This window comes from Amycolatopsis bullii (assembly GCF_014654205.1).
GTDB lineage: Bacteria > Actinomycetota > Actinomycetes > Mycobacteriales > Pseudonocardiaceae > Amycolatopsis > Amycolatopsis plumensis.
On record NZ_BNAW01000018.1, the window covers coordinates 61,871 to 79,741 of the forward strand.

A 17,871-nucleotide genomic window follows, 5' to 3' on the forward strand; every position below is an offset into this window, starting at 1 on the left:
CCGCCCCGATGACCCGCCCGTTCAGCGAATTCGCCCGCTACCTGCGCACCGAGACGACCGGTGGGCTGATCCTGCTCGGCGCGACGGCGGTCGCGCTGCTCTGGGCCAACTCGCCGCTGCGGGACAGCTACCACGCCCTGCGTGACTTCCGGCTCGGGCCGGAGTTCCTGCACCTGAACCTGACGCTGGGCGACTGGGCCAAGGACGGCCTGCTCGCCCTGTTCTTCTTCGTCGCCGGCTTGGAGCTCAAGCGCGAGCTCGTCATCGGTGAGCTCTCCCGGTTCAAGCAGGCGATCCTGCCGGTCGTCGCCGCGATCGGCGGCATGGTCGTCCCCGCGCTCGTCGCACTGGCCGTCGGCTGGGGGACGCCGGGGATCGAGCGGGCCTGGGCGATCCCGGTCGCCACGGACATCGCGTTCGCCCTCGGCGTGCTCGCGCTGACCGCGTCGAACCTGCCCTCGAGCGCGCGGGTGTTCCTGCTTTCCCTGGCCGTGGTGGACGACCTCGGCGCGATCATCGTCATCGCCGTGCTGTTCACGACGGGCTTCGACCTGGTCGCGGTGGCCGTCGCCGTCGCCGCCCTCGCGTTGTATGCGTTCCTGCAGCACCGCCGCGTCCGGACGCCGTGGCTGTACGTCCCCCTGGCGCTGATCACCTGGGTCGCCGTGCACTCGGCGGGCATCCACGCGACGATCGCCGGTGTCGCGCTGGGCCTGCTCACCCGCGTCCGCGCCGACGAGGGTGAGGCGGAGGCACCCGCGCTGCGGCTCGAGCACCGGCTCCAGCCGTGGTCGGCGGCGGTCGCCGTGCCGGTGTTCGCGCTGTTCGCGGCCGGGATCTCGGTCAACGCCGACGCGCTCGGCGCGGTGTTCACGACGGCGTTGCCGCTCGCGGTGCTCGCCGGGCTGCTCGGCGGCAAGGTCGTCGGCATCCTGGGAGCCAGCCTGCTCGCGGTGAAGTTCCGGCTGGCGGAGAAGCCGCGCGGGATGGGCTGGCGGGACCTGGCCGCGTTGTCCGTGCTGGGCGGGGTCGGGTTCACGGTGAGCCTGCTGATCGCGGAGCTGGCGCTGCCGGACGGCCAGAGCGAACTGGCGAAGGCGGCGGTGCTGATCGCGTCGGCGGTGGCGTCCCTGCTGGCGGCGGCGTTGCTACTCCGCCGTAGCAAAGTTCACGCGCAAATGTCCGACACTGTGTCTTCTGGGGCCGAGCCCCAGACCCCAGCCGGGGGCGAGCCCCCTGGACCCCCGAACCCCGACACGCGGTGACTCCGCCGCGCCCGGTTTCGCGACACATGGCACGATGACCCGGTGAGCAGCCCCAAGCACGAGCGCACCGGTCCCGACGGCGTGGGGGCCGTGCCTTACCTCCCGCTGTCCTCCGCCTCCGACGTCCCCGGCGACCAGTCGATCGGCCGCCTGGTCGGCGACGCGACGCAGCACATCTCCACCCTGGTCAGGGCCGAGATGGAGCTGGCGAAGTCCGAGCTGGTCGGCGAGGTGAAGAAGGGGCTCAAGGGGGCCGTCTTCTTCCTGATCGCCCTGACGGTCTTCCTGTACAGCACCTTCTTCCTGTTCTTCTTCGCGGCCGAGGGGCTGGCCGAGTGGGTGCGGTACCGCTGGATCGCGTTCGGCATCGTGTTCGTCCTGATGCTGCTCGTCGCGGGCGCGGCCGGGTTCCTCGGCTACCGCAAGGTGAAGAAGTTCAAGGCCCCGGAGCGGACCATCGCCAGCGTCAAGGAGACCGCCGCCGCGCTCAAGCCGCAGCGGGCGCCCGAAGCCGGCGTGGCCACGCGCGACTGAGTGCGTTGCACGCGTCCCCCGACCCGTCGATCGTCCGGCTCGACGGCCCGTGGGTCCACCGCGACGTCTCCGCGAACGGCATCCGGCTGCACGTCGCCGAGTGCGGCGACGGGCCGGTCGTGGTGCTGCTGCACGGGTTCGCCGAGTTCTGGTGGACCTGGCACCACCAGCTGACGGCACTGGCCGGCGCCGGGTTCCGGGCAGTGGCCGTCGACCTGCGCGGCTACGGCGACTCGGACAAGCCGCCCCGCGGCTACGACGCCTGGACGCTCGCCGGTGACGTCGGCGGGCTGATCAAGTCGCTCGGGGCGCGCCGCGCCCACCTCGTCGGGCACGCCTGGGGCGGCATGCTCGCCTGGACGGTCGCGGCGCTGCACCCGCGGCTGGTGTCCTCGGTGACGGCGATCGGTGCCGCCCACCCGCTCGCCCTGCGTTCGGGCGCGGCCCGCCCGTGGCGCGGCCAGGGCCGAGCGGCCGGGCACCTCTTCCGTTTCCAGGTGCCGATGGCGCCGGAGAAGTGGCTGGTGAAGGACGACGCCCAGGCCGTCGCGGACCTCTTCGGCGGCTGGGCCGGCCGCCGCTGGCGGTCCACCGCGGACTTCGACGGCAGCGTCGAGGCGTTCCGGCAGGCGATGCTCGTGCCCGGGGTGGCGCACAGCGCGCTCGAGTACTACCGGTGGGCGTTCCGCGCCCAGTTCCGCGGCGAAGGCCGCCGGTTCACCGACGCCGTCGGCACCCGGATCGCGGCACCGACGTTGCAGCTGCACGGCGCCGACGACACCTGCATCCTCCCGGAAACGGCGGCGTCGTCGACGCGCTGGGCGGGCCCGCACGCCGAGCCGGAGATCTGGCCGGACGTCGGGCACTTCCCCCACCTCGAGGTGCCGGACCGCACGTCGGCGACCCTGGTGGGCTTCCTCAAGCGAGACTGATGGCGTTCTTCGCCCGCTCCACCGACTCTTCCGAGGCCGGACCTTCGGCGTTTTCGGTGGCCAGCGCCTGGTTCAGCGCGGCGAAAGGCCGCATCCGCCGTTCGTAGGCCGCGAAGGCCTCTTCGCGGGTGCCCCGGCCGAGTTCCTGCGCGAGGACGTACGCGCCGACCAGCGCGAGGCTCGTCCCCTGCCCGGACAGCGCCGAGGCACAGTAGCCGGCGTCGCCGACCAGCACGACCCGGCCCGCCGACCAGCGGTCCAGGTGGATCTGAGCCATGGCGTCGAAGTAGAAGACGTCCGCGTCGGCCATCGCCTCCAGCAGCTTCGGCACCTCCCAGCCGACCCCGGCGAGCCGCTCGGCGATCAGCCGTTTCTGCTCCGGGACGGCCAGCCGCGGCAGCGGTTCCGAGCCGAAGCCCAGGGTCACGCGGAGCTCGGTGTTCTCCCGGACGGGGTAGACCACCCCGCCGGTGTGCTCGTGCCGGAACCAGACCTGCCAGTCCTCGAGCCCCAGGAAGTTGGCCGTCGGGAAGATCGCCAGGTACTGCCCGAGGTGCCGGGTGAAGTCCTCCTCGGGTCCGAAGGCCAGCCGTCGCACGACGGAATGCAGTCCGTCCGCGCCGACGACCAGGTCGAACGTCCGGAAGCCGCCGCGCTCGAACTCCACGCGCACCCCGTGCGCCTCCTCGGTGAGCGCGGTGATCGTGTCGCCGAAGACGTACTCGACGCGGGGCGCCTCCAGCAGCATCGCGACGACGTCGTCGCGCAGGATCTCGAAGTCGGCGCTGTCCAGCCGTCCGCTGCTGTAGGTGAACTCCTCGGACCGGAACAGCTCGTGGCCGTCTCCGTCCACCACGGACATCCCGCGCATCCGCGTCCGCAACGCGCGCATCCGGTCGCCGAGACCCAGCTCGTCGACGACGTCGAGCGCGACGCCGCGCACGTCGATCGCCTGGCCGCCGGTGCGCGGGCCGGGCGCCCGATCCACCACAGTCACCGCCCAGCCCGCACGGGCCAGGAGCCAGGCCAGCGTGCCGCCGGCGACACCGGCGCCGGAGATCAGAACGTTCCGCATGGTTCCTCCAGAGTTGTACGCTTGTCCGCGTCACTGTGGAGAACAGCCAGTTCGCAGGCCATTTCTGTCCTAGTACAGATGACTGTCTGTACTAGGTCAGGAGACCGCCGTGAAGTACGTGGCCATCGCGGACGAACTGCGTGAGCGGATCGCGCGCGGCGAGCTCCCGCCCGGCGCGCGGGTGCCCTCCACGCGGCGGCTCGCGGCCGAGCACGGCGTCGCACTGGCGACCGCGGCGAAGGCCCTGGAACGGCTGAGCCAGGAAGGCCTCGTCCGCGCCGAGCCGCGATCCGGCACGGTCGTCGCCGACCGGGACCGCCGCGGCGGCCAGCGGGGGCTGACCCGCGAGCAGCTCGTGCGGACCGCCATCGCCATCGCCGACACCGAGGGCCTCGGCGCGCTGTCCATGCGCGGGGTCGCGGCCCGCCTCGGGGTGGCGGCGATGGCGCCGTACCGGTACGTGCGGGGCAAGGACGAGCTGGTGCTGCTGATGGCCGACGCCGCGTTCGGCGAGCGCGGCTATCCGGCGAAGCCGTCCGGTGACTGGCGTGAACGGCTGACGCTCGGCGGCCGGACGCTCTGGGCGCTCTTCCGGCGGCACCCGTGGCTGGCCCAGCTGGGGCCGATCACGCGGCCGCTGCCGCTGCGCAACCTCGCCGTGCACGGCGAGTGGGCCCTGTCCGCGCTGGCCGAACTGAACGTCGACGCGGCCACGCTGTGCAACCTGCACGTGCTGTTCTTCGGCCACATCCAGGGAATGGCGGTCCACCTCGAACGCGAGCAGAGCGCGCTGGCGTCGTCCGGGCTGACCGACGACGACTGGATGGACCACCAGGCCCCCGCGGTCGCGGCGATGACGACCGGGCACCCGACGTTCGCCAGGATGCTCGCCGACCTCACCGAGACCGGCTACGACCTGGTGCTGGACGACATCTTCGAGCTGGGCATGCGGGCCCTGCTCGACGGCCTGGCGCTGCGGTTCCGGCGTTAGGCCGCGCAGGAGCCGGTGGACACGTTCGTCGTCTGCGACGGCGCCGCGTCGACCTCGGCGCGCACCTGCTCGGCCGTCAGCGTGAAGCCGGTCTCCGGGTCCTCCACCGCCGCGCCGAAGACGACGCCGATGACCCTGCCGTCCGGGGTCACCATCGGGCCGCCGGAGTTGCCGCTGCGGATCTCGGCGCGGACCGTGAAGACGTCCCGCTGCACGGTGTTCGCCTCGTAGATGTCCGGGCCACGGAGGTTGATCCGGCCGCGCACGCGCGCCGGCGTCGCCCGGTACGGGCCGTCGAGCGGGTAGCCGAGCACGACCGCGCTGTCGCCCGCCGACGCCGTCTCCGGCGCGAACTGGAGCGGCTCGGCCTTCAGGCGCGGGACCGCGAGCACCGCGATGTCGACCTGCGGGTCGAAGTAGACGACGCGGGCCGGGTAGTCGCCCTGGGTCGTCTCGATGCCGACGGTGTCGGTACCGGCCACGACGTGCGCGTTCGTCATCACCCGCTGCGGCGCGATCACGAACCCGCTGCCTTCGAGCGACCGCGAGCACGAACTCGCGCTGCCGCGGATCTTGACCACGCTGCCGTGCAGCTGCTGGACGATCCCGCTGCGCTGGAGCGCGGGGTCCGGCGGCGAGGTGTCCGCCGTCGGCGCCTTCTGGAACGGGTCCACGATGGACGGGAAGCCGGACGCGTCGAGCAGCTTGCGCAGCTGGCTCGGGAAGCCCTGGGCGGCCTCCGGCATGGCCTCGTTGACCTTGCCGAGCACCACCGAGTTGTTGATCGCCTTGGCCAGCCCCGGCGCGCCCGACACGGCGGTCAGCGGCGTCGCGATCAGCCACGCCACCACGAACACGACGAGGGCCTGCACGACCGCGCCGAGCGTCTTGTCGATGCCGGAGAGCCGGACCGGGTTGATCTTCTGCCGCAGCCGCCGTCCGACGTAGACGCCGATCGCCTCGCCGAAGGCGACCAGGAAGACCACGGTCGCCACCGCGAAGGCGACCTTCCAGACGGGGTCGTCGAAGAACGCCACCACGACCGGCGCGAGCTTGATCCCGGCGACCGCCCCGAGCACGACGCCGACGAGCGAGGGCAGCGCGATGATCACGCCCTGGTAGGCGCCGGACACCCCCGCCAGCACGGCCAGCAGCAGCACCACGACATCGACCCAGTTCACCGCGTCACTCCCCGCCCACTACCCGCGCTTTGTACGCGGCCAGTGCTTCGTCGAGGTCCCGGACGTCGCCCGAGTCCCAGTCACGCTCCCAACCTCCCAGGCTCAGGAGCACCGACAGCAACCCCGCGGTGAAGCCCCAGACGAACAGGCCGCCGACCTCGAAGGCCGGCCCCTTCCAGGGCGCGCCCTTCTTCTGCACGGTGAACCGGTTGGCCGGGTCGACCAGGTCGGCGATGGCGACGCGCGCGACCGACGCCGTCTCGCCCGGGTCGACCGCGTGCACCGGCGAGGGTTCCGCCCAGTGCGCCAGCACCGGCGTCACGGCGAAGCCGGACACCGGGACGAACAGTTCCGGCAGCACCGCGACCGGCCGGACACCGGAGGGGACCACGCCGGTCTCTTCTTCGGCCTCGCGCAGCGCGGTGCCGATCGGGCCGCCGTCGCCCTCTTCGGCGCCGCCGCCGGGGAAGGCGACCTGGCCGGCGTGCGAGCCCAGCGTGTCGGCGCGGCGCTGCAGCAGGATGTCCGGCTCGCCGTCGGCTTCGCGTTCACCGAAGAGGATGAGCACCGCGGCCGGGCGGGTGTAGGCGTTTTCGGGTGGGCTGAACCGGGTGAACGTCTTCGAATCGACCTCGGCGCTCACCTTGACCAGCGGCCGGAGCCACTCGGGAACCGACTCGGGTTCGACCAGTGGTCCGATCACGATGCCCCCTCGACTGCCGCGCGCACCTGGTCAGTGTTCACGAACGAGCGAGGATTCGCGATGAACCGCACCTCGCCTCCGGCGGTGACCAGGTAGGACGCCGGGAGCGAGGAAGGCACCTTCAGCGCCGTCCGGACCGGCCCGCTCCGCCCGTCCCCGTCGAACACCGACGGCAGGTGCACCCCCAGCTTCGCCAGCAGGTCCAGGCCGTCCTCCGCCGGGCTCTGCACCTGGACGCCGAGGACGCGCACGGCACCCGGCTGCTTCGCGTACTCCTGGAGCACGGGCAGCTCGGTCCGGCACGGCTCGCACCACGACGCCCACACGTTGACCAGCGCCGGAGCCCCGGCGAGGGCTTGGCCGACGTCGACGCGCACCCCGTCGCCGAGGCAGTCCGCCGTGACGCCTTCGAGCTGCTTCACCGGCCGCGCGGCAGCCGGCGCCGGGCACGGCTGGAGCGCCGCCGCGGACCGGGCGGGCGCGAGGTCCCCCGACGGCTTCGCGGCGGTGTCGTCACCCCCGCGGGGCAGCAGCGCGACGATCAGCGCCACCGCCAGCACGGCGGCGGCCAGCGCGAACTTGGTGACTCTCGTCACCGAGGCGCAGCCAGGGCCAGGATGTGGTCCTTTTCGACGCCTTTGACGAGCTTCGCGGCTTCGTCGAAGCCGGTCGGGCCGGTGCCGTACGACGGGCAGTCCTTGGCCAGCGGGCAGGCGCCGCAGGCCGGCTTCTTGGCGTGGCAGACCCGGCGGCCGTGGAAGATCACCCGGTGCGAGAACATCGTCCACTCCTTGCGGGGGATCAGCTCGCCGACCGCGTGCTCGACCTTGACCGGGTCCTCCTCCGCCGTCCAGCCCCAGCGCCGGACCAGCCGGCCGAAGTGGGTGTCGACGGTGATGCCCGGGACGTCGAAGGCGTTGCCGAGGACGACGTTGGCCGTCTTGCGGCCGACGCCGGGCAGCGTGACCAGGTCCTCGAGCTTGGCCGGGACCTCGCCGCCGAAGCGCTCGACCAGCGCCGCGCCGAGGCCCATGACCGAGTTCGCCTTGGCCCGGTAGAAGCCGGTGCTCCGGAGGTAGTCCTCCAGCTCGGTGCGGTCGGCGCCGGCGTAGTCGGCGGCGGTCCGGTAGCGCTTGAACAGCGCGGGCGTGACGAGGTTCACCCGGACGTCGGTGGTCTGCGCGGACAGCACGACCGCGACCAGCAGTTCCAGCGGGGTGGTGAAGTCGAGCTCGCAGTGGGCGTCGGGATACACGTCGTCGAGGCAACGCTTCATCCGCCTGGCGCGTCTCACGAGAGCTAACCGGCTTTCACCAGCGCCCTCACGGGGGGCGTTCGTGGTGGCAGGTGGCACCCCGATAGCCTACGGGCGCCGTCGGACGAGCCGGTGACTGCACCGGTGGACGACCGACACGCCAGAGCACCACCTCGGCGCGTTTTCCGGCCGCCATGAGCGAGGATCTGGAGTAGATGCTTTCCATCGAGTGTTTCGGGGTCCGGTCATGACTGTCTGGTTCGTCATCCTGGTCCCCCTGGTGATCATGTTCTTCGCGCTCGGGATGGAGCGCGTCGAGAGCAGGCTGAAGCACGTCGCGGTGCAGGAGAACGAGGTCGAAGAGTTCCTCGAGCAGGCGCAGCCCAACGAGGTCAGGGCGCTCTACGGGCACGGCATCGGCCGTGCGCTGGAGCTGTTCCGGCTGCGTAGGCTGGGCGGACGGGCAGCCAGGCTACGCGCGCGTCGCGTGCGGAGTTAGGCTCCACGTTCGAACGAGATCGTTCCCGCCACGTGCGAGTCCGGCGGGCGATCTCGGGAGTACGCCCTAGACTGACGCGCAAGTGATCGGCGTCACGCTCTTCCAGCCAAGGGGGAGCGTGATCGTTTCTCGACGAGGAGGCACCCGAGGTGGACGAAACCCTGGCCCGTGCGGGCATTTTCCAGGGTGTGGAGCCGGCAGCGGCGGAGGCGCTGGCCCAGACCTTGGAATCCGTGGAGTTCCCCCGCGGCCATGTCATCTTCAACGAGGGTGAACCCGGCGACAAGCTCTACATCATCCAGTCCGGCAAGGTGAAGATCGGCCGCAAGTCCCCGGACGGCCGCGAGAACCTGCTGGGCATCTTCGGCCCGTCGGACATGTTCGGCGAGCTGTCCATCTTCGACCCCGGTCCCCGGACGTCGAGCGCGACCACGGTCACCGAGGTCCGCGCGGTCACCATGGACCGCCCGGCCCTGCGCCAGTGGATCTCGACCCGCCCGGAGATCGCCGAGCAGCTGCTGCGCGTGGTCGCGCGCCGCCTGCGCCGGACGAACAACATGGTCGCCGAGCTGATCTTCACCGACGTGCCGGGCCGCGTGGCGCGGGCGCTGCTGCAGCTCGCGCAGCGGTTCGGCAGCCAGGAGGCGGGCCTGCTGCGGGTCACCCACGACCTGACGCAGGAAGAGATCGCCCAGTACGTCGGCGCCTCGCGCGAGACCGTCAACAAGGCGCTCGCCGACTTCGCCCACCGCGGCTGGCTGCGGCTCGAGGGCAAGAGCGTGCTGATCCTGGACCCGGAGCGGCTCGCCCGGCGCGCTCGCTGAGCCTTCTCACGTCGAAGGCCCCTCGGTTCGCCGAGGGGCCTTCTGCGTTGACAGCAACGACTGCGCATACAACAAAGAGCCGGGCGCCACCCCCGACGTGGCGCACCGGCTCTTCGTTGTATGCGCGGACCATCCCCCGACGATCCGCGCTCCCCGCCCTCCGGGCCAGGCCCCGACCCGTGTGCCGGAGGGAGCTGGGTTTTTCTGTGCTGTCGTTCAACCATCACGGCCCATACCCACGAATTCAAGGCCATTCACTCTCAAGGACGCCGTCTGGGCCGTTTCGTTGCAGGAGTCCACGGAGAATATCGCCGACGTTACCGGATTGAGACCCGATGCCCGGGTTCCAAGATCCACTGCGCGTCCGGCGGTGACGAAGGCGACCGGTAAATAACTGGTACTGACGTACCAGTCTGCGGCATACTCGTACGCGTGTCCCAGTCTGTCTCGAACCACGAAAGCCGCACGTCCCTCGCCGACTACCGCACCGCGCTGACGACCAGGGCGGCCCGGCGGCCTGCCGTCGCATCCGTGCTCGCCCGCCTGCCGATCGCCATGATCGGCATCTCGGCGCTGCTCTACGTCCAGCGCGAGACGGGTTCCTTCGCCGTCGCCGGGCTCGTCTCGGCCGGTTCACTCGTCGGGGTGTCGGTGGGTGCGGTGGTGCAGGGCAGGCTGATCGACCGGTTCGGGCCGACGCGGCCGCTGCTCACCGTCTCGCTCCTGCTGGCGCTGTCGATGAGCACGCTGGTCGGGGCCATCGAGACGCACGCCGCGACCGCCGTGCTGGTGGCGCTGGGTGCGCTCACCGGGCTGACCGAGCCGATGGTCGGGTCGGCGTCGCGGGCGCTGTGGGGGCGGCTGCTCCCGCCGGGCGGTCCGCGCAACGCCGCCTTCTCGTACGAGGCGATCAGCATGGAGGTCTTCTTCATCCTCGGCCCCGGCGTGGCCGGGCTGCTGGTCATGGCGCCGTGGGCGGGCACCGGCCTGGTGCTCGGGGTCGCGCTGCAGTTCACCGGCGCGGTGCTGTTCGCACTGAGCCCGGCCGTGCGGGCGTGGGGCCCCTCTGCGGAGTCGCACGGGTCGCTGCTGGGCGCGCTGGCGAGCCCGGGCATGCGCACGCTGGCCGTCGCCGCGCTGGGCTTCGGCGTGGTGATCGGGTTCGTCGAGGTCGCCGTGCCGGCGGCGGCCACCGAGGCGGGCCACGCGTCCGTGGGTGGCCTGCTGCTGTCGGCGTGGTCGCTGAGCTCGGTGGCGTTCGGCGTCGCCTACAGCCTGCGGCCGTGGCCCCGGCAGCTGGGCCTGCGGCTGCCGGTGCTGCTCGGCGGGTTCGGTGCGCTGGTCGCGCTGCTCGCTTGGCCGTCCTCGCTGTGGGGCCTGGCGCTGATGATGCTGCTGGCGGGCGCGTTGATCACGCCGCAGTCGACGGCCCACTCGACGACGATCGAGGTGGTCGCGCCGTCCGGGACCGCGGCGGAGGCGTTCGGGTGGGTGCTCACGGCGGTGACGCTGGGGCTGGCGGCCGGCCAGTCGATCAGCGGGTACGTCGTCGAGCACGCCGGCCCGGGCGTGGCCTTCCTGGCGGCGAGCGTCGCCGGGCTGGTGCTCGCGTTCGTGGTCTGGCTGCTGCGCGGAACGGTCCGTTCGACTGCCTCGGAACCGGTGTCTGCGCTGGTCAACGCGTAGCCCGGCGGTTTTTGTCGGTGCCGGCCGCTAGCTTGCGGGCATGGACGTCACCGCGCCTGCCCACCGCCTCTCGGCGGCCGTCTCCGCCGCAGCACGCTTGCTGCCGGCCCGCGCCGGCCTGCGGCTGGAGGCGGCCGCGGCGGGGCTGACGGTCGCCGGCGCCGCTCCGGACCTGGCCGTCCGGTTCGGCTGCCCGGCGACCACCCACACCGACGGCGCAGCCGTGGTCCCGGCCGCCCCGCTGGTGGAGACGCTGAAGGTGCTCGACGCGGAGCTGGTGCGGCTGGTGGTCGAGGGCACGCGCCTGGCGTTGCGGCTGGACAACGCCCGGTTCGCGCTGCCCCTGCTGCCGGTTTCCGATGATGTTCCGGAGCCGCCCGCGCAGGTGTCCTCAGTGGACGGAGCAGCGTTCGCCGCGGCGCTGCGGATCGTCGCGGGCACGGCGGCGAAGGACGACCCGCTCCCGCTGTTCACCGGCGTCCGGCTGCAGTCCTCGGGCGAGCGGCTGACGTTGACGGCGTCCGACCGCTACCGGATGGCGGTGGCCCGGGTGCCCCTGCTGTCGCCGGGTGCGCTGGACGTCCTGGTCCCGGCGGCCCTCCTGTCGGAGGCGGCCCGGCAGGCCCGGGGCCGGGTGGGCCTGCACGTCGGCCCGGGGAGGTTCGGGGTGAGCTGGCCGGAAGGCCTGGTCGCAACGGCGGTGCTCGACGCGGGCTTCCTGTCGGAGAATTCGATCCCCTCGGGGGCGGTGGACACGACGGTGACGCTGCCGGCGGACGCCCTGGCCGCGGCGGTCCGTCGCGTGGGGGTGTACGCGGAGGACAGGCGGGTGCTGACGCTGGAGGTGGGCGACACCCAGGTCCGGCTGGCGAGCGCGAGGCAGGACACGGGCGAGGCGGAGGAAGTCCTGAAGGCGGAGGTCAGCGGCGGCCGGACGTCACCATCGTTCCAGGCCCGGTACCTGCTCGACGCACTGGCGGCGTTCGGGAGCGAGCGGGTGGTGCTGTCGATCCAGCCGGGGATGCGGGCGTGCATTCTGCGGGCCGCGGAGGCCGGGGAAGTGGAGCTGACGTACTACCTGATGCCGATGCTGCCGAGGTAGTTCAGGCGATTCCGAGCAGTTCGGCCAGGTCGATGAGGGCCACATCCGCGGCCGGGCCCGCGGTGAACTGGCTGACCGTCATCGCGGCGCTCCCGAAGTGCTGTTCGTAGGCCCGCCGGAGATTCGGCGACGAGCGGCCGAGCATCCACTCCACCGGCGAGTTGCTGGTTCGGAGGAACTCGACGGGCAACTGGCCGAGGACGTAGAGCTCGGCCCGGAGCTCACCCCGCCCGAGGACGAGCCCCACCAGGTCGGCCACGAGCATGCGTTTGCGCATCGTGTCGTGCCCCTTCCAGCCTGCGCCTTTGAACTCCGCCACCCGGCGGTCGGTCTGCAGGTCGAACTTCCGGTCCGGGTCGTTCCCGGAAGCCAGCGAGGGGCGGCGGGCGATCCGCTCACCTGGTTCGAGGATCTTCGGCAAAGCGCGGATGATCATCGAGGCGTGGATGAGGTCGTTGATCCGGCCGGCGTGCTGCCGGACCAAGAGCGCCGCCTCGAGCAGTTCGTCAGTCATGCCGCCCTCGCGATCGGCGAGGTCCGCGAGGCCGGCACCCGTCAGCTCCTTTTCCAGCCAGCCGACCCGAGCGGTCAGATCCTCGGTGGTCAGGAACGCGACCATGTCGGTGAAGGCTTGCCCGAGGTCGGTCACGCCCCGCCGGCCAGTGGGTTCGTGGGGCAGCGGGCTGGTCGAGAAGCCGAGCCGCCGGAACTGGCGGATGGCGAAGTGCGAGATGAACTCGGTCCGCGCCACCCCGAGCGCGCGCTCGAGCAACTGCTTCGGCGGCCAGGCCTGGTCCCCCACGGAAACCCAGTGCTCCCGGATCGGCTCCGGCCCACCCCGGGCGGCCGCGCTCAGCACTTGGGCGCGGCTCAATGAGTGCCGCTCACCGTTGAGCACGAAGCCGATCACGTCGTCCATGCGCAGTGAGTCGCGCACTTCCCTGCGAGTGCTACACCGGCTCCACCGTGCCGAACCGCTTCAAGGTCCGGATCATCGGCGCCGTCTCCACCTGCTGCACGCCCGGCAAACCGCCCAGCTCGTCGGCCAAGTACGCATACAGCGCCGCGTCGTCGCGGCAGCCCACGTTCGCCACCAGGTTCGCCGGGCCCGTTGTGGCCGCCGCGAAAGCCACCTGCGGGTGTGACGCCAGCGCGCGGCCTGCCGACTCCAAAGCCGAGGGTGCGACCGTCAGCCACAACGTCGCCGTCAACGGGTAGCCCAGGAGCGCCGCGTCCACCTCCACGTCGAAATACAGCACCCCCGACGAGCGGAGGACCTCCAAGCGACGGCGGACCGTCGACTCCGAACGCCCCGATGCGGCCGCCAGTGTCGACATGTCGGCTCGACCGTCGTGGGCCAGGGCCGCCAGCAAGGCCGGGTCGCCCGGCTCCGGCCGGTACGGCGCCTCCGCAACCACCCGGCGCAGCTGAGCCACCTGAGCAGCCGACAGCACGCCCGCCCGCCCTGGCCATCCCGCCGGGCCGCCGGCGAAACGGCGCAGCAGCCGGTACGCCGTCACCGAGACCACCCGGGGCGTGCGGGGCAGCTGCCCCAGGAGCAGGCCGTCCGGCTGCTCGCGCAGCGGCGCCCGGACGAAGCACACGATCTCCGTGCCCGCGGACATCAGGCTCACCCACTGCGTGTCGTCCCGCCGGGCCAGCGCCGTCGCGATCGCCGCCGCGGCGTCCGGGACGCAGCGCACGCGCGCCAGCCAGTGGACCTGCCCGAGCGCGGCCGCCTCCGGGACGCCGACCACCCGGAGCACCCCGGCCGACCTCAGCTTCCGGTAGCGGCGGGCGACCGTCTGGTCCGAGACGCCCAGCACCGACGCGATGGTGCTGAACGACGCCCGGCCGTCGAGCTGGAGCGCGTGTGCCAAGCGGCGATCGAGGTCGTCGAGCAGGCCGGATTCCACCAGATCAGCGTAAGACATGTCGGATTCCGGGCAGGATTTCCGCGTGGATGGAGCACCCGGGTCAGGCGCACCAAGCTGACGCCATGAACGTCGACCACACGATTTTCTTGACCCGTCGCTACGAAGCGACTTGGCGGCGCTACGAAGAACTCGGCTTCACGCTCAGCCCGCCGTCGCGGCACTTCGCATCCCGCACCGACGGCGGCGAGCTGGTGCCGAGCTGCACCGCGAACCGCTGCGCCTATTTCGGCGGCTCGTTCCTCGAACTGATCGGGATCGTTGACGAAGAAGCCGGCGATCCGTGGCGCGTGCTGCCGATCCTCGACGCCCGTGGCGACGGCCTGCACGGCTGCTCCTTCGGCGTCGACGACTCGGAGGAAGCCGAACGCCGGCTGCGCGCAGCGGGCCTTTCCGACTCCGGCGTGCTCCGGCTGCACCGTGAGGTCGAGCTGCCCGAAGGCACCGCCACCGCCCGCTTCCGCAGTGTCCACATCAGACGCGACCGCACACCCGAGGGCATCCTGCACACCGCTGAGCACCTCACCCCGGACTACGTCCACCAGCCGCGCTACCTCGGCCACGCGAACGGCGCCAGCGCCGTCACCCGGGTGCTGCTGGTCGTGCCCGACGACGAAGTCGCCGCCTACCGGGAGCGCTACGCCGTGATCACCGGCGGCCGGCCACTCGTCGACATCGCCGCGGTGAGCGACCTCGACACGGTCCTGCCAGGGGAACCCCGGAAAGAACCACCGTACTTCGCGGCGCACGGCGTCGCCGTCGGCGATCCGGCGCACGCGCGGAAGCTGATCGAGCAGTACGTTCCCACCACCACCCACCGCGGCGGATTCTTCGTCGGGGCCGAACACGCCTACGGCGCCGCGGTGTCCTTCGAGGAGGCGCGATGATCGTCGAAACCACCACCGGCCGGGTCCGCGGTGCGCACGGGGCGTTCAAAGGGATCCCCTACGCCACCGCGAAACGCTTCGAAACGCCGAAGCCGCCGAAGCCGTGGACCGGCGTCAAAGACGCGCTGGAAGCCGGCTCCGCCGCACCGCAGCCGCCGTCGCGCCTGGAACACGCGCTCGGGCCGATGCCGCTGCCGCAGAGCGAGGACTGCCTCAGCCTCAACGTCTTCACGCCCTCGACCACCGGGCAGCGGCCCGTCCTGGTGTGGATCCACGGTGGCGGGTTCACCAGCGGCTCGGGCGGTCAGGTCTGGTACACCGGCTCGCGCCTGGCCCGTGACGCCGACGCCGTCGTCGTGACGCTCAACTACCGCCTGGGGGTGCTCGGCTTCCTGAGCGCCGAGGGGATCCCGCCGAACCTCGGCATCGCCGACCAGCTCGCCGCGCTCGAATGGGTCCGGGACAACATCGCCGCCTTCGGCGGGAACCCGGCCGAAGTGACCCTCGGCGGGCAGTCGGCGGGGGCGCAGTCGACGCTCGCCCTGTGGTCGGCGCCGCGGGCGCACGGCCTCGTCAAGCGCATCGCGCTGCAGAGTGCGCCACTGGGCATGCGACCGTCCACACCGGACGAAGCCGCCGGGGCCGCCGCGCGGCTCGCCGAAGCGTTGACCGGTGAGGACATCCGCACCGTTCCGGTCGGCAGGCTGATCGCCGCGCAGCTCGCGGTCCCCGGCAGGCCGGGCTCGATCGAGCCGCCGTTCCAGCTGGTGGCCGACGGCGATCTCGTCGCCGCGGACCTCATCGAGGCCGCTCCGGAAGGGCCCGCGCTGATCAGCTGGACCCGCGAAGAACTCCGCGCCTTCGTCCCCGACGCGCCGCAGGAGGTGATCGACGAGGCGAACAGCTTCTTCACCAGCGACCGGCTGGCCGGCAAACTGGGCGCGTTCACCTACCGCTTCGACTGGCAGGCGCCGGGCAACCGGTTCGGCGCCTGCCACTGCATCGACATCCCGTTCCTGTTCGGCACCCACGACGTCTGGGACGCGCCGATGCTCGAAGGTGCCCCGAAGGGCCTCGAGCACGAGACCGGGCTGCGCGAGGTGTGGGCCGCCTTCCTCCACGGAGTGCGGCCCGCCGACCTCAGCCCGCCGAGGCTGCCTTGACCGCCGCTTCGACCTCGGCGAACGACGGGTTCACCATCGCCTTCGAGCCCACGATCACCGTTGGGACCGTCTCGTTGCCGTTCGCGACCTCGCGGACTCGTGCGGCCGCCGCCGGGTCCTCCCAGATGTTGATCGCGCGGACGTTGAAGCCGCTCTTCGACAACGGCCTCTCGAGCGCGGCGCAGAAGCCGCAGCCCGGACGCCAGTAGAACTCGACCTCGACGTTGCTCATCCGTTCTCCTCCGACCGCAAGTAGTCCAGCTGCGCCTGCACGCTCCACTCGGCGGGCGCCCACAGCGCCCGGTCGACGTCGGCGTACACGACCTCGACGACCTGGCGCGGGGTGGCGTCCGCCCCGAGCGTCTTCAGAGCCGAACGCACCTGGTCGAGCCGCTGTTCCCGGTGGGCAAGGTACTCGCGGGCGGTCGCGGGCAGGTCGGGGAGCTCCGGACCGTGCCCGGGCAGCCCGACCGTGCCGGCCGGCAGCTCGATCAGCTTGCGCAGCGACCGCAGGTAGTCGCCGAGGTCGTGCAGCACCGTCGTGCCGCGGCCGAGGATCGTGTCGCCGGTCAGCACCTGGCCGTCGAGCACCAGGGACACCGAGTCGTCGGTGTGGCCCGGCGTGTGCAGCACCCGGAGCGAAAGGCCGCCCGCCGCGATCACCTCGCCGTCCACAAAGGACGAAGCGTCGAGGCACAGCGCGGGGTCGAACGCCCGCACCGGCGCGCCGACGCGCTCGGCGAACCACGGCGCGCCTTCCGCGTGGTCGGGGTGGTGGTGCGTGAGCAGGACCAGCTCGACCGGACCGACCGCGGCCAGCAGCTCGAGGTGCTCGAGGTCACGGTAGCCCGGGTCGACGACCACCGCCGGGCTGGACGGCGTCGCCCGCAGCACCCAGCTGTTGGTGCCTTCGAGGGTCATGGACGACGGGTTGTTCTCCAGCAGCACCGACGCCGTCTCGGAGACCTGGCGCAGCACGCCGTAAGCGGGGGCGCTCATCGCGGCTCCAGGACGACTCGGACGTGGCCGTTCTCCCGCACCAGCGTCGGCGCGATCCGGACGATCTCGCGCGGCGCGGCCAGCACGTCGTCGGCGGTGGCGAACTCCGCCAGCTCGCTCAGCGTCAGCCACGTCGGCGGCATCAGCATCCGGCGGCCCTCGCGCGCGTCGGCGATGGCGTCTTCGGGACGCTGCCAGCCGGAGCTCGACGCCTCCGACGTCGCCCCGTCGGCTTCCTGGCCTTCGGGCAGCTTCGCCACGTAGAAGCGGGTGTCGTAGCGACGCGGCTCCTGCTCCGGCGTGATCCAGTGCGCCCACGGGCGCAGCAGGTCGGCCCGCAGCGTCAGGCCCGCGCCGGCGAGGAACCCGGCCAGCGAGACCTCCCGCGTCTCCAGGGCCTGGCGGGCCGCCGCGTACGGCGTGACGTCGGTGAGCACCTCGTCCGCGCCGCCCGCGAGCAGCACGCCGGACTCCTCGAACGTCTCGCGCACGGCCGCGCAGGTCAGCGCCCGCGCGAGGGCTTCGTCGCAGCCGAACCGCGAAGCCCACCACGACGGGTCCGGACCGGCCCAGGCCACCGACGTGTCGGCGTCACGCCGGTCGACCCCGCCGCCGGGGAAGACGGTCATCCCGCCCGCGAACGGCATGCCCTTGACCCGGTGCTGGAGGAAGACCTCGACGCCGTCGGCGCCGTCCTGGACCAGGATGACGGTGGCCGCGTCCTTCGGCGTCGCCGGCGGACCGTCGGCGTTCGCGCGGGTGGCCACCCCCGCGCCGACCGGGATGTCGAAGACGAACTCCTTTGGCTGCTCCACCCGGGCAACATACCTCCGGTACCCGA

20 protein-coding genes are annotated in these 17,871 nt (G+C 72.1%); 10 read left to right on the forward strand and 10 right to left on the reverse strand.

From position 1 onward, the window contains the following. The first annotated feature begins 8 nt into the window (after nucleotides 1–8). Genes nhaA through IE317_RS21210 form a run of 3 tightly spaced genes read left to right on the forward strand, consistent with a single transcriptional unit; the run spans nucleotide 9 to nucleotide 2,731 of the window. Entirely contained in the window at nucleotides 9–1,265 is a 1,257-nt protein-coding gene (gene nhaA / locus IE317_RS21200; protein WP_229902825.1) for a Na+/H+ antiporter NhaA, read from the forward strand. A 42-nt stretch (nucleotides 1,266–1,307) separates the two neighbouring features. After that, nucleotides 1,308–1,799, forward strand: coding sequence for a phage holin family protein (locus IE317_RS21205; protein WP_191312663.1), 492 nt, complete (start codon nucleotides 1,308–1,310; stop codon nucleotides 1,797–1,799). A gap of 5 nt (nucleotides 1,800–1,804) precedes the next feature. Beyond that, a complete protein-coding gene (locus IE317_RS21210; protein ID WP_191312665.1) occupies nucleotides 1,805–2,731 on the forward strand; it encodes an alpha/beta fold hydrolase in 927 nt (308 codons plus the stop codon). Here IE317_RS21210 and IE317_RS21215 read toward each other — a convergent pair. Further along, nucleotides 2,718–3,806 (reverse strand): FAD-dependent monooxygenase, encoded by a 1,089-nt coding sequence (locus IE317_RS21215; protein WP_191312667.1) that lies wholly within the window; start codon nucleotides 3,804–3,806, stop codon nucleotides 2,718–2,720. The two genes, IE317_RS21210 and IE317_RS21215, sit on opposite strands and share 14 nt — an antisense overlap. Before the next feature lie 109 nt (nucleotides 3,807–3,915). Here IE317_RS21215 and IE317_RS21220 point away from each other — a divergent pair, with 109 nt between their 5' ends. Next, nucleotides 3,916–4,797, forward strand: coding sequence for a GntR family transcriptional regulator (locus tag IE317_RS21220; RefSeq protein WP_191312669.1), 882 nt, complete (start codon nucleotides 3,916–3,918; stop codon nucleotides 4,795–4,797). Here IE317_RS21220 and IE317_RS21225 read toward each other — a convergent pair. The 4 genes from IE317_RS21225 to nth are packed head-to-tail and all read right to left on the reverse strand — an operon-like array spanning nucleotide 4,794 to nucleotide 7,957. After that, entirely contained in the window at nucleotides 4,794–5,978 is a 1,185-nt protein-coding gene (locus tag IE317_RS21225) for a MarP family serine protease (RefSeq protein ID WP_191312671.1), read from the reverse strand. The two genes, IE317_RS21220 and IE317_RS21225, sit on opposite strands and share 4 nt — an antisense overlap. Nucleotides 5,979–5,982: 4 nt before the next feature. Next, entirely contained in the window at nucleotides 5,983–6,681 is a 699-nt protein-coding gene (locus IE317_RS21230) for an NUDIX hydrolase (RefSeq protein WP_191312673.1), read from the reverse strand. Continuing rightward, nucleotides 6,678–7,277 carry a TlpA family protein disulfide reductase gene (locus IE317_RS21235; protein WP_191312675.1) on the reverse strand — a complete coding sequence of 200 codons (600 nt, stop codon included), beginning with the start codon at nucleotides 7,275–7,277 and terminating at the stop codon, nucleotides 6,678–6,680. Before IE317_RS21235 ends, IE317_RS21230 begins: the two co-directional genes overlap by 4 nt. Then, nucleotides 7,274–7,957, reverse strand: a complete 684-nt coding sequence (gene nth / locus IE317_RS21240) for an endonuclease III (protein WP_229902832.1) — start codon at nucleotides 7,955–7,957, stop codon at nucleotides 7,274–7,276. Before nth ends, IE317_RS21235 begins: the two co-directional genes overlap by 4 nt. A gap of 226 nt (nucleotides 7,958–8,183) precedes the next feature. Here nth and IE317_RS21245 point away from each other — a divergent pair, with 226 nt between their 5' ends. The 4 genes from IE317_RS21245 (at nucleotide 8,184) to IE317_RS21260 (ending at nucleotide 12,047) form a co-directional block, all read left to right on the forward strand. Further along, nucleotides 8,184–8,435 (forward strand): hypothetical protein, encoded by a 252-nt coding sequence (locus IE317_RS21245; RefSeq protein WP_003081722.1) that lies wholly within the window; start codon nucleotides 8,184–8,186, stop codon nucleotides 8,433–8,435. A gap of 149 nt (nucleotides 8,436–8,584) precedes the next feature. Beyond that, on the forward strand, nucleotides 8,585–9,259 hold the full coding sequence (locus tag IE317_RS21250; protein ID WP_003081747.1) for a Crp/Fnr family transcriptional regulator: 675 nt from the start codon (nucleotides 8,585–8,587) through the stop codon (nucleotides 9,257–9,259). A gap of 432 nt (nucleotides 9,260–9,691) precedes the next feature. Beyond that, nucleotides 9,692–10,945 carry an MFS transporter gene (locus IE317_RS21255; protein WP_191312679.1) on the forward strand — a complete coding sequence of 418 codons (1,254 nt, stop codon included), beginning with the start codon at nucleotides 9,692–9,694 and terminating at the stop codon, nucleotides 10,943–10,945. Nucleotides 10,946–10,985: 40 nt separating this feature from the next. Then, entirely contained in the window at nucleotides 10,986–12,047 is a 1,062-nt protein-coding gene (locus IE317_RS21260) for a DNA polymerase III subunit beta (protein ID WP_191312681.1), read from the forward strand. A gap of 1 nt (nucleotide 12,048) precedes the next feature. Here IE317_RS21260 and IE317_RS21265 read toward each other — a convergent pair whose 3' ends face one another. Together IE317_RS21265 and IE317_RS21270 are read right to left on the reverse strand one after the other, a co-directional pair. Next, entirely contained in the window at nucleotides 12,049–12,966 is a 918-nt protein-coding gene (locus tag IE317_RS21265; protein ID WP_191312682.1) for a hypothetical protein, read from the reverse strand. Between the two features lie 31 nt (nucleotides 12,967–12,997). Then, a complete protein-coding gene (locus tag IE317_RS21270; RefSeq protein WP_229902826.1) occupies nucleotides 12,998–13,981 on the reverse strand; it encodes an Lrp/AsnC family transcriptional regulator in 984 nt (327 codons plus the stop codon). 65 nt (nucleotides 13,982–14,046) lie between these two features. Here IE317_RS21270 and IE317_RS21275 point away from each other — a divergent pair, with 65 nt between their 5' ends. Beyond that, on the forward strand, nucleotides 14,047–14,868 hold the full coding sequence (locus IE317_RS21275; protein ID WP_191312684.1) for a VOC family protein: 822 nt from the start codon (nucleotides 14,047–14,049) through the stop codon (nucleotides 14,866–14,868). Continuing rightward, complete coding sequence (locus IE317_RS21280) at nucleotides 14,865–16,031, forward strand: carboxylesterase family protein (protein ID WP_191312686.1); 1,167 nt, start codon at nucleotides 14,865–14,867, stop codon at nucleotides 16,029–16,031. Before IE317_RS21275 ends, IE317_RS21280 begins: the two co-directional genes overlap by 4 nt. Here IE317_RS21280 and IE317_RS21285 read toward each other — a convergent pair. Genes IE317_RS21285 through IE317_RS21295 form a run of 3 tightly spaced genes read right to left on the reverse strand, consistent with a single transcriptional unit; the run spans nucleotide 16,009 to nucleotide 17,845 of the window. Continuing rightward, nucleotides 16,009–16,263: a glutaredoxin domain-containing protein gene (locus tag IE317_RS21285; RefSeq protein ID WP_191312688.1), complete on the reverse strand. Its 255-nt coding sequence runs from the start codon at nucleotides 16,261–16,263 to the stop codon at nucleotides 16,009–16,011. The two genes, IE317_RS21280 and IE317_RS21285, sit on opposite strands and share 23 nt — an antisense overlap. Continuing rightward, complete coding sequence (locus IE317_RS21290; RefSeq protein WP_191312689.1) at nucleotides 16,260–17,030, reverse strand: MBL fold metallo-hydrolase; 771 nt, start codon at nucleotides 17,028–17,030, stop codon at nucleotides 16,260–16,262. Before IE317_RS21290 ends, IE317_RS21285 begins: the two co-directional genes overlap by 4 nt. Then, entirely contained in the window at nucleotides 17,027–17,845 is an 819-nt protein-coding gene (locus tag IE317_RS21295) for an NUDIX hydrolase (protein ID WP_191312691.1), read from the reverse strand. Before IE317_RS21295 ends, IE317_RS21290 begins: the two co-directional genes overlap by 4 nt. Nucleotides 17,846–17,871: the final 26 nt, after the last annotated feature.

Excerpts from the sequence above, each read along its gene's own strand:
- nhaA (WP_229902825.1), top strand. The coding sequence starts at position 9 with ATGACCCGCCCGTTCAGCGAATTCGCCCGCTACCTGCGCACCGAGACG.
- IE317_RS21215 (WP_191312667.1), bottom strand. The coding sequence starts at position 3,806 with ATGCGGAACGTTCTGATCTCCGGCGCCGGTGTCGCCGGCGGCACGCTG.
- nth (WP_229902832.1), bottom strand. The coding sequence starts at position 7,957 with ATGAAGCGTTGCCTCGACGACGTGTATCCCGACGCCCACTGCGAGCTC.
- IE317_RS21245 (WP_003081722.1), top strand. The coding sequence starts at position 8,184 with ATGACTGTCTGGTTCGTCATCCTGGTCCCCCTGGTGATCATGTTCTTC.
- IE317_RS21260 (WP_191312681.1), top strand. The coding sequence starts at position 10,986 with ATGGACGTCACCGCGCCTGCCCACCGCCTCTCGGCGGCCGTCTCCGCC.
- IE317_RS21265 (WP_191312682.1), bottom strand. The coding sequence starts at position 12,966 with ATGGACGACGTGATCGGCTTCGTGCTCAACGGTGAGCGGCACTCATTG.
- IE317_RS21270 (WP_229902826.1), bottom strand. The coding sequence starts at position 13,981 with ATGTCTTACGCTGATCTGGTGGAATCCGGCCTGCTCGACGACCTCGAT.
- IE317_RS21275 (WP_191312684.1), top strand. The coding sequence starts at position 14,047 with ATGAACGTCGACCACACGATTTTCTTGACCCGTCGCTACGAAGCGACT.
- IE317_RS21280 (WP_191312686.1), top strand. The coding sequence starts at position 14,865 with ATGATCGTCGAAACCACCACCGGCCGGGTCCGCGGTGCGCACGGGGCG.
- IE317_RS21285 (WP_191312688.1), bottom strand. The coding sequence starts at position 16,263 with ATGAGCAACGTCGAGGTCGAGTTCTACTGGCGTCCGGGCTGCGGCTTC.
- IE317_RS21290 (WP_191312689.1), bottom strand. The coding sequence starts at position 17,030 with ATGAGCGCCCCCGCTTACGGCGTGCTGCGCCAGGTCTCCGAGACGGCG.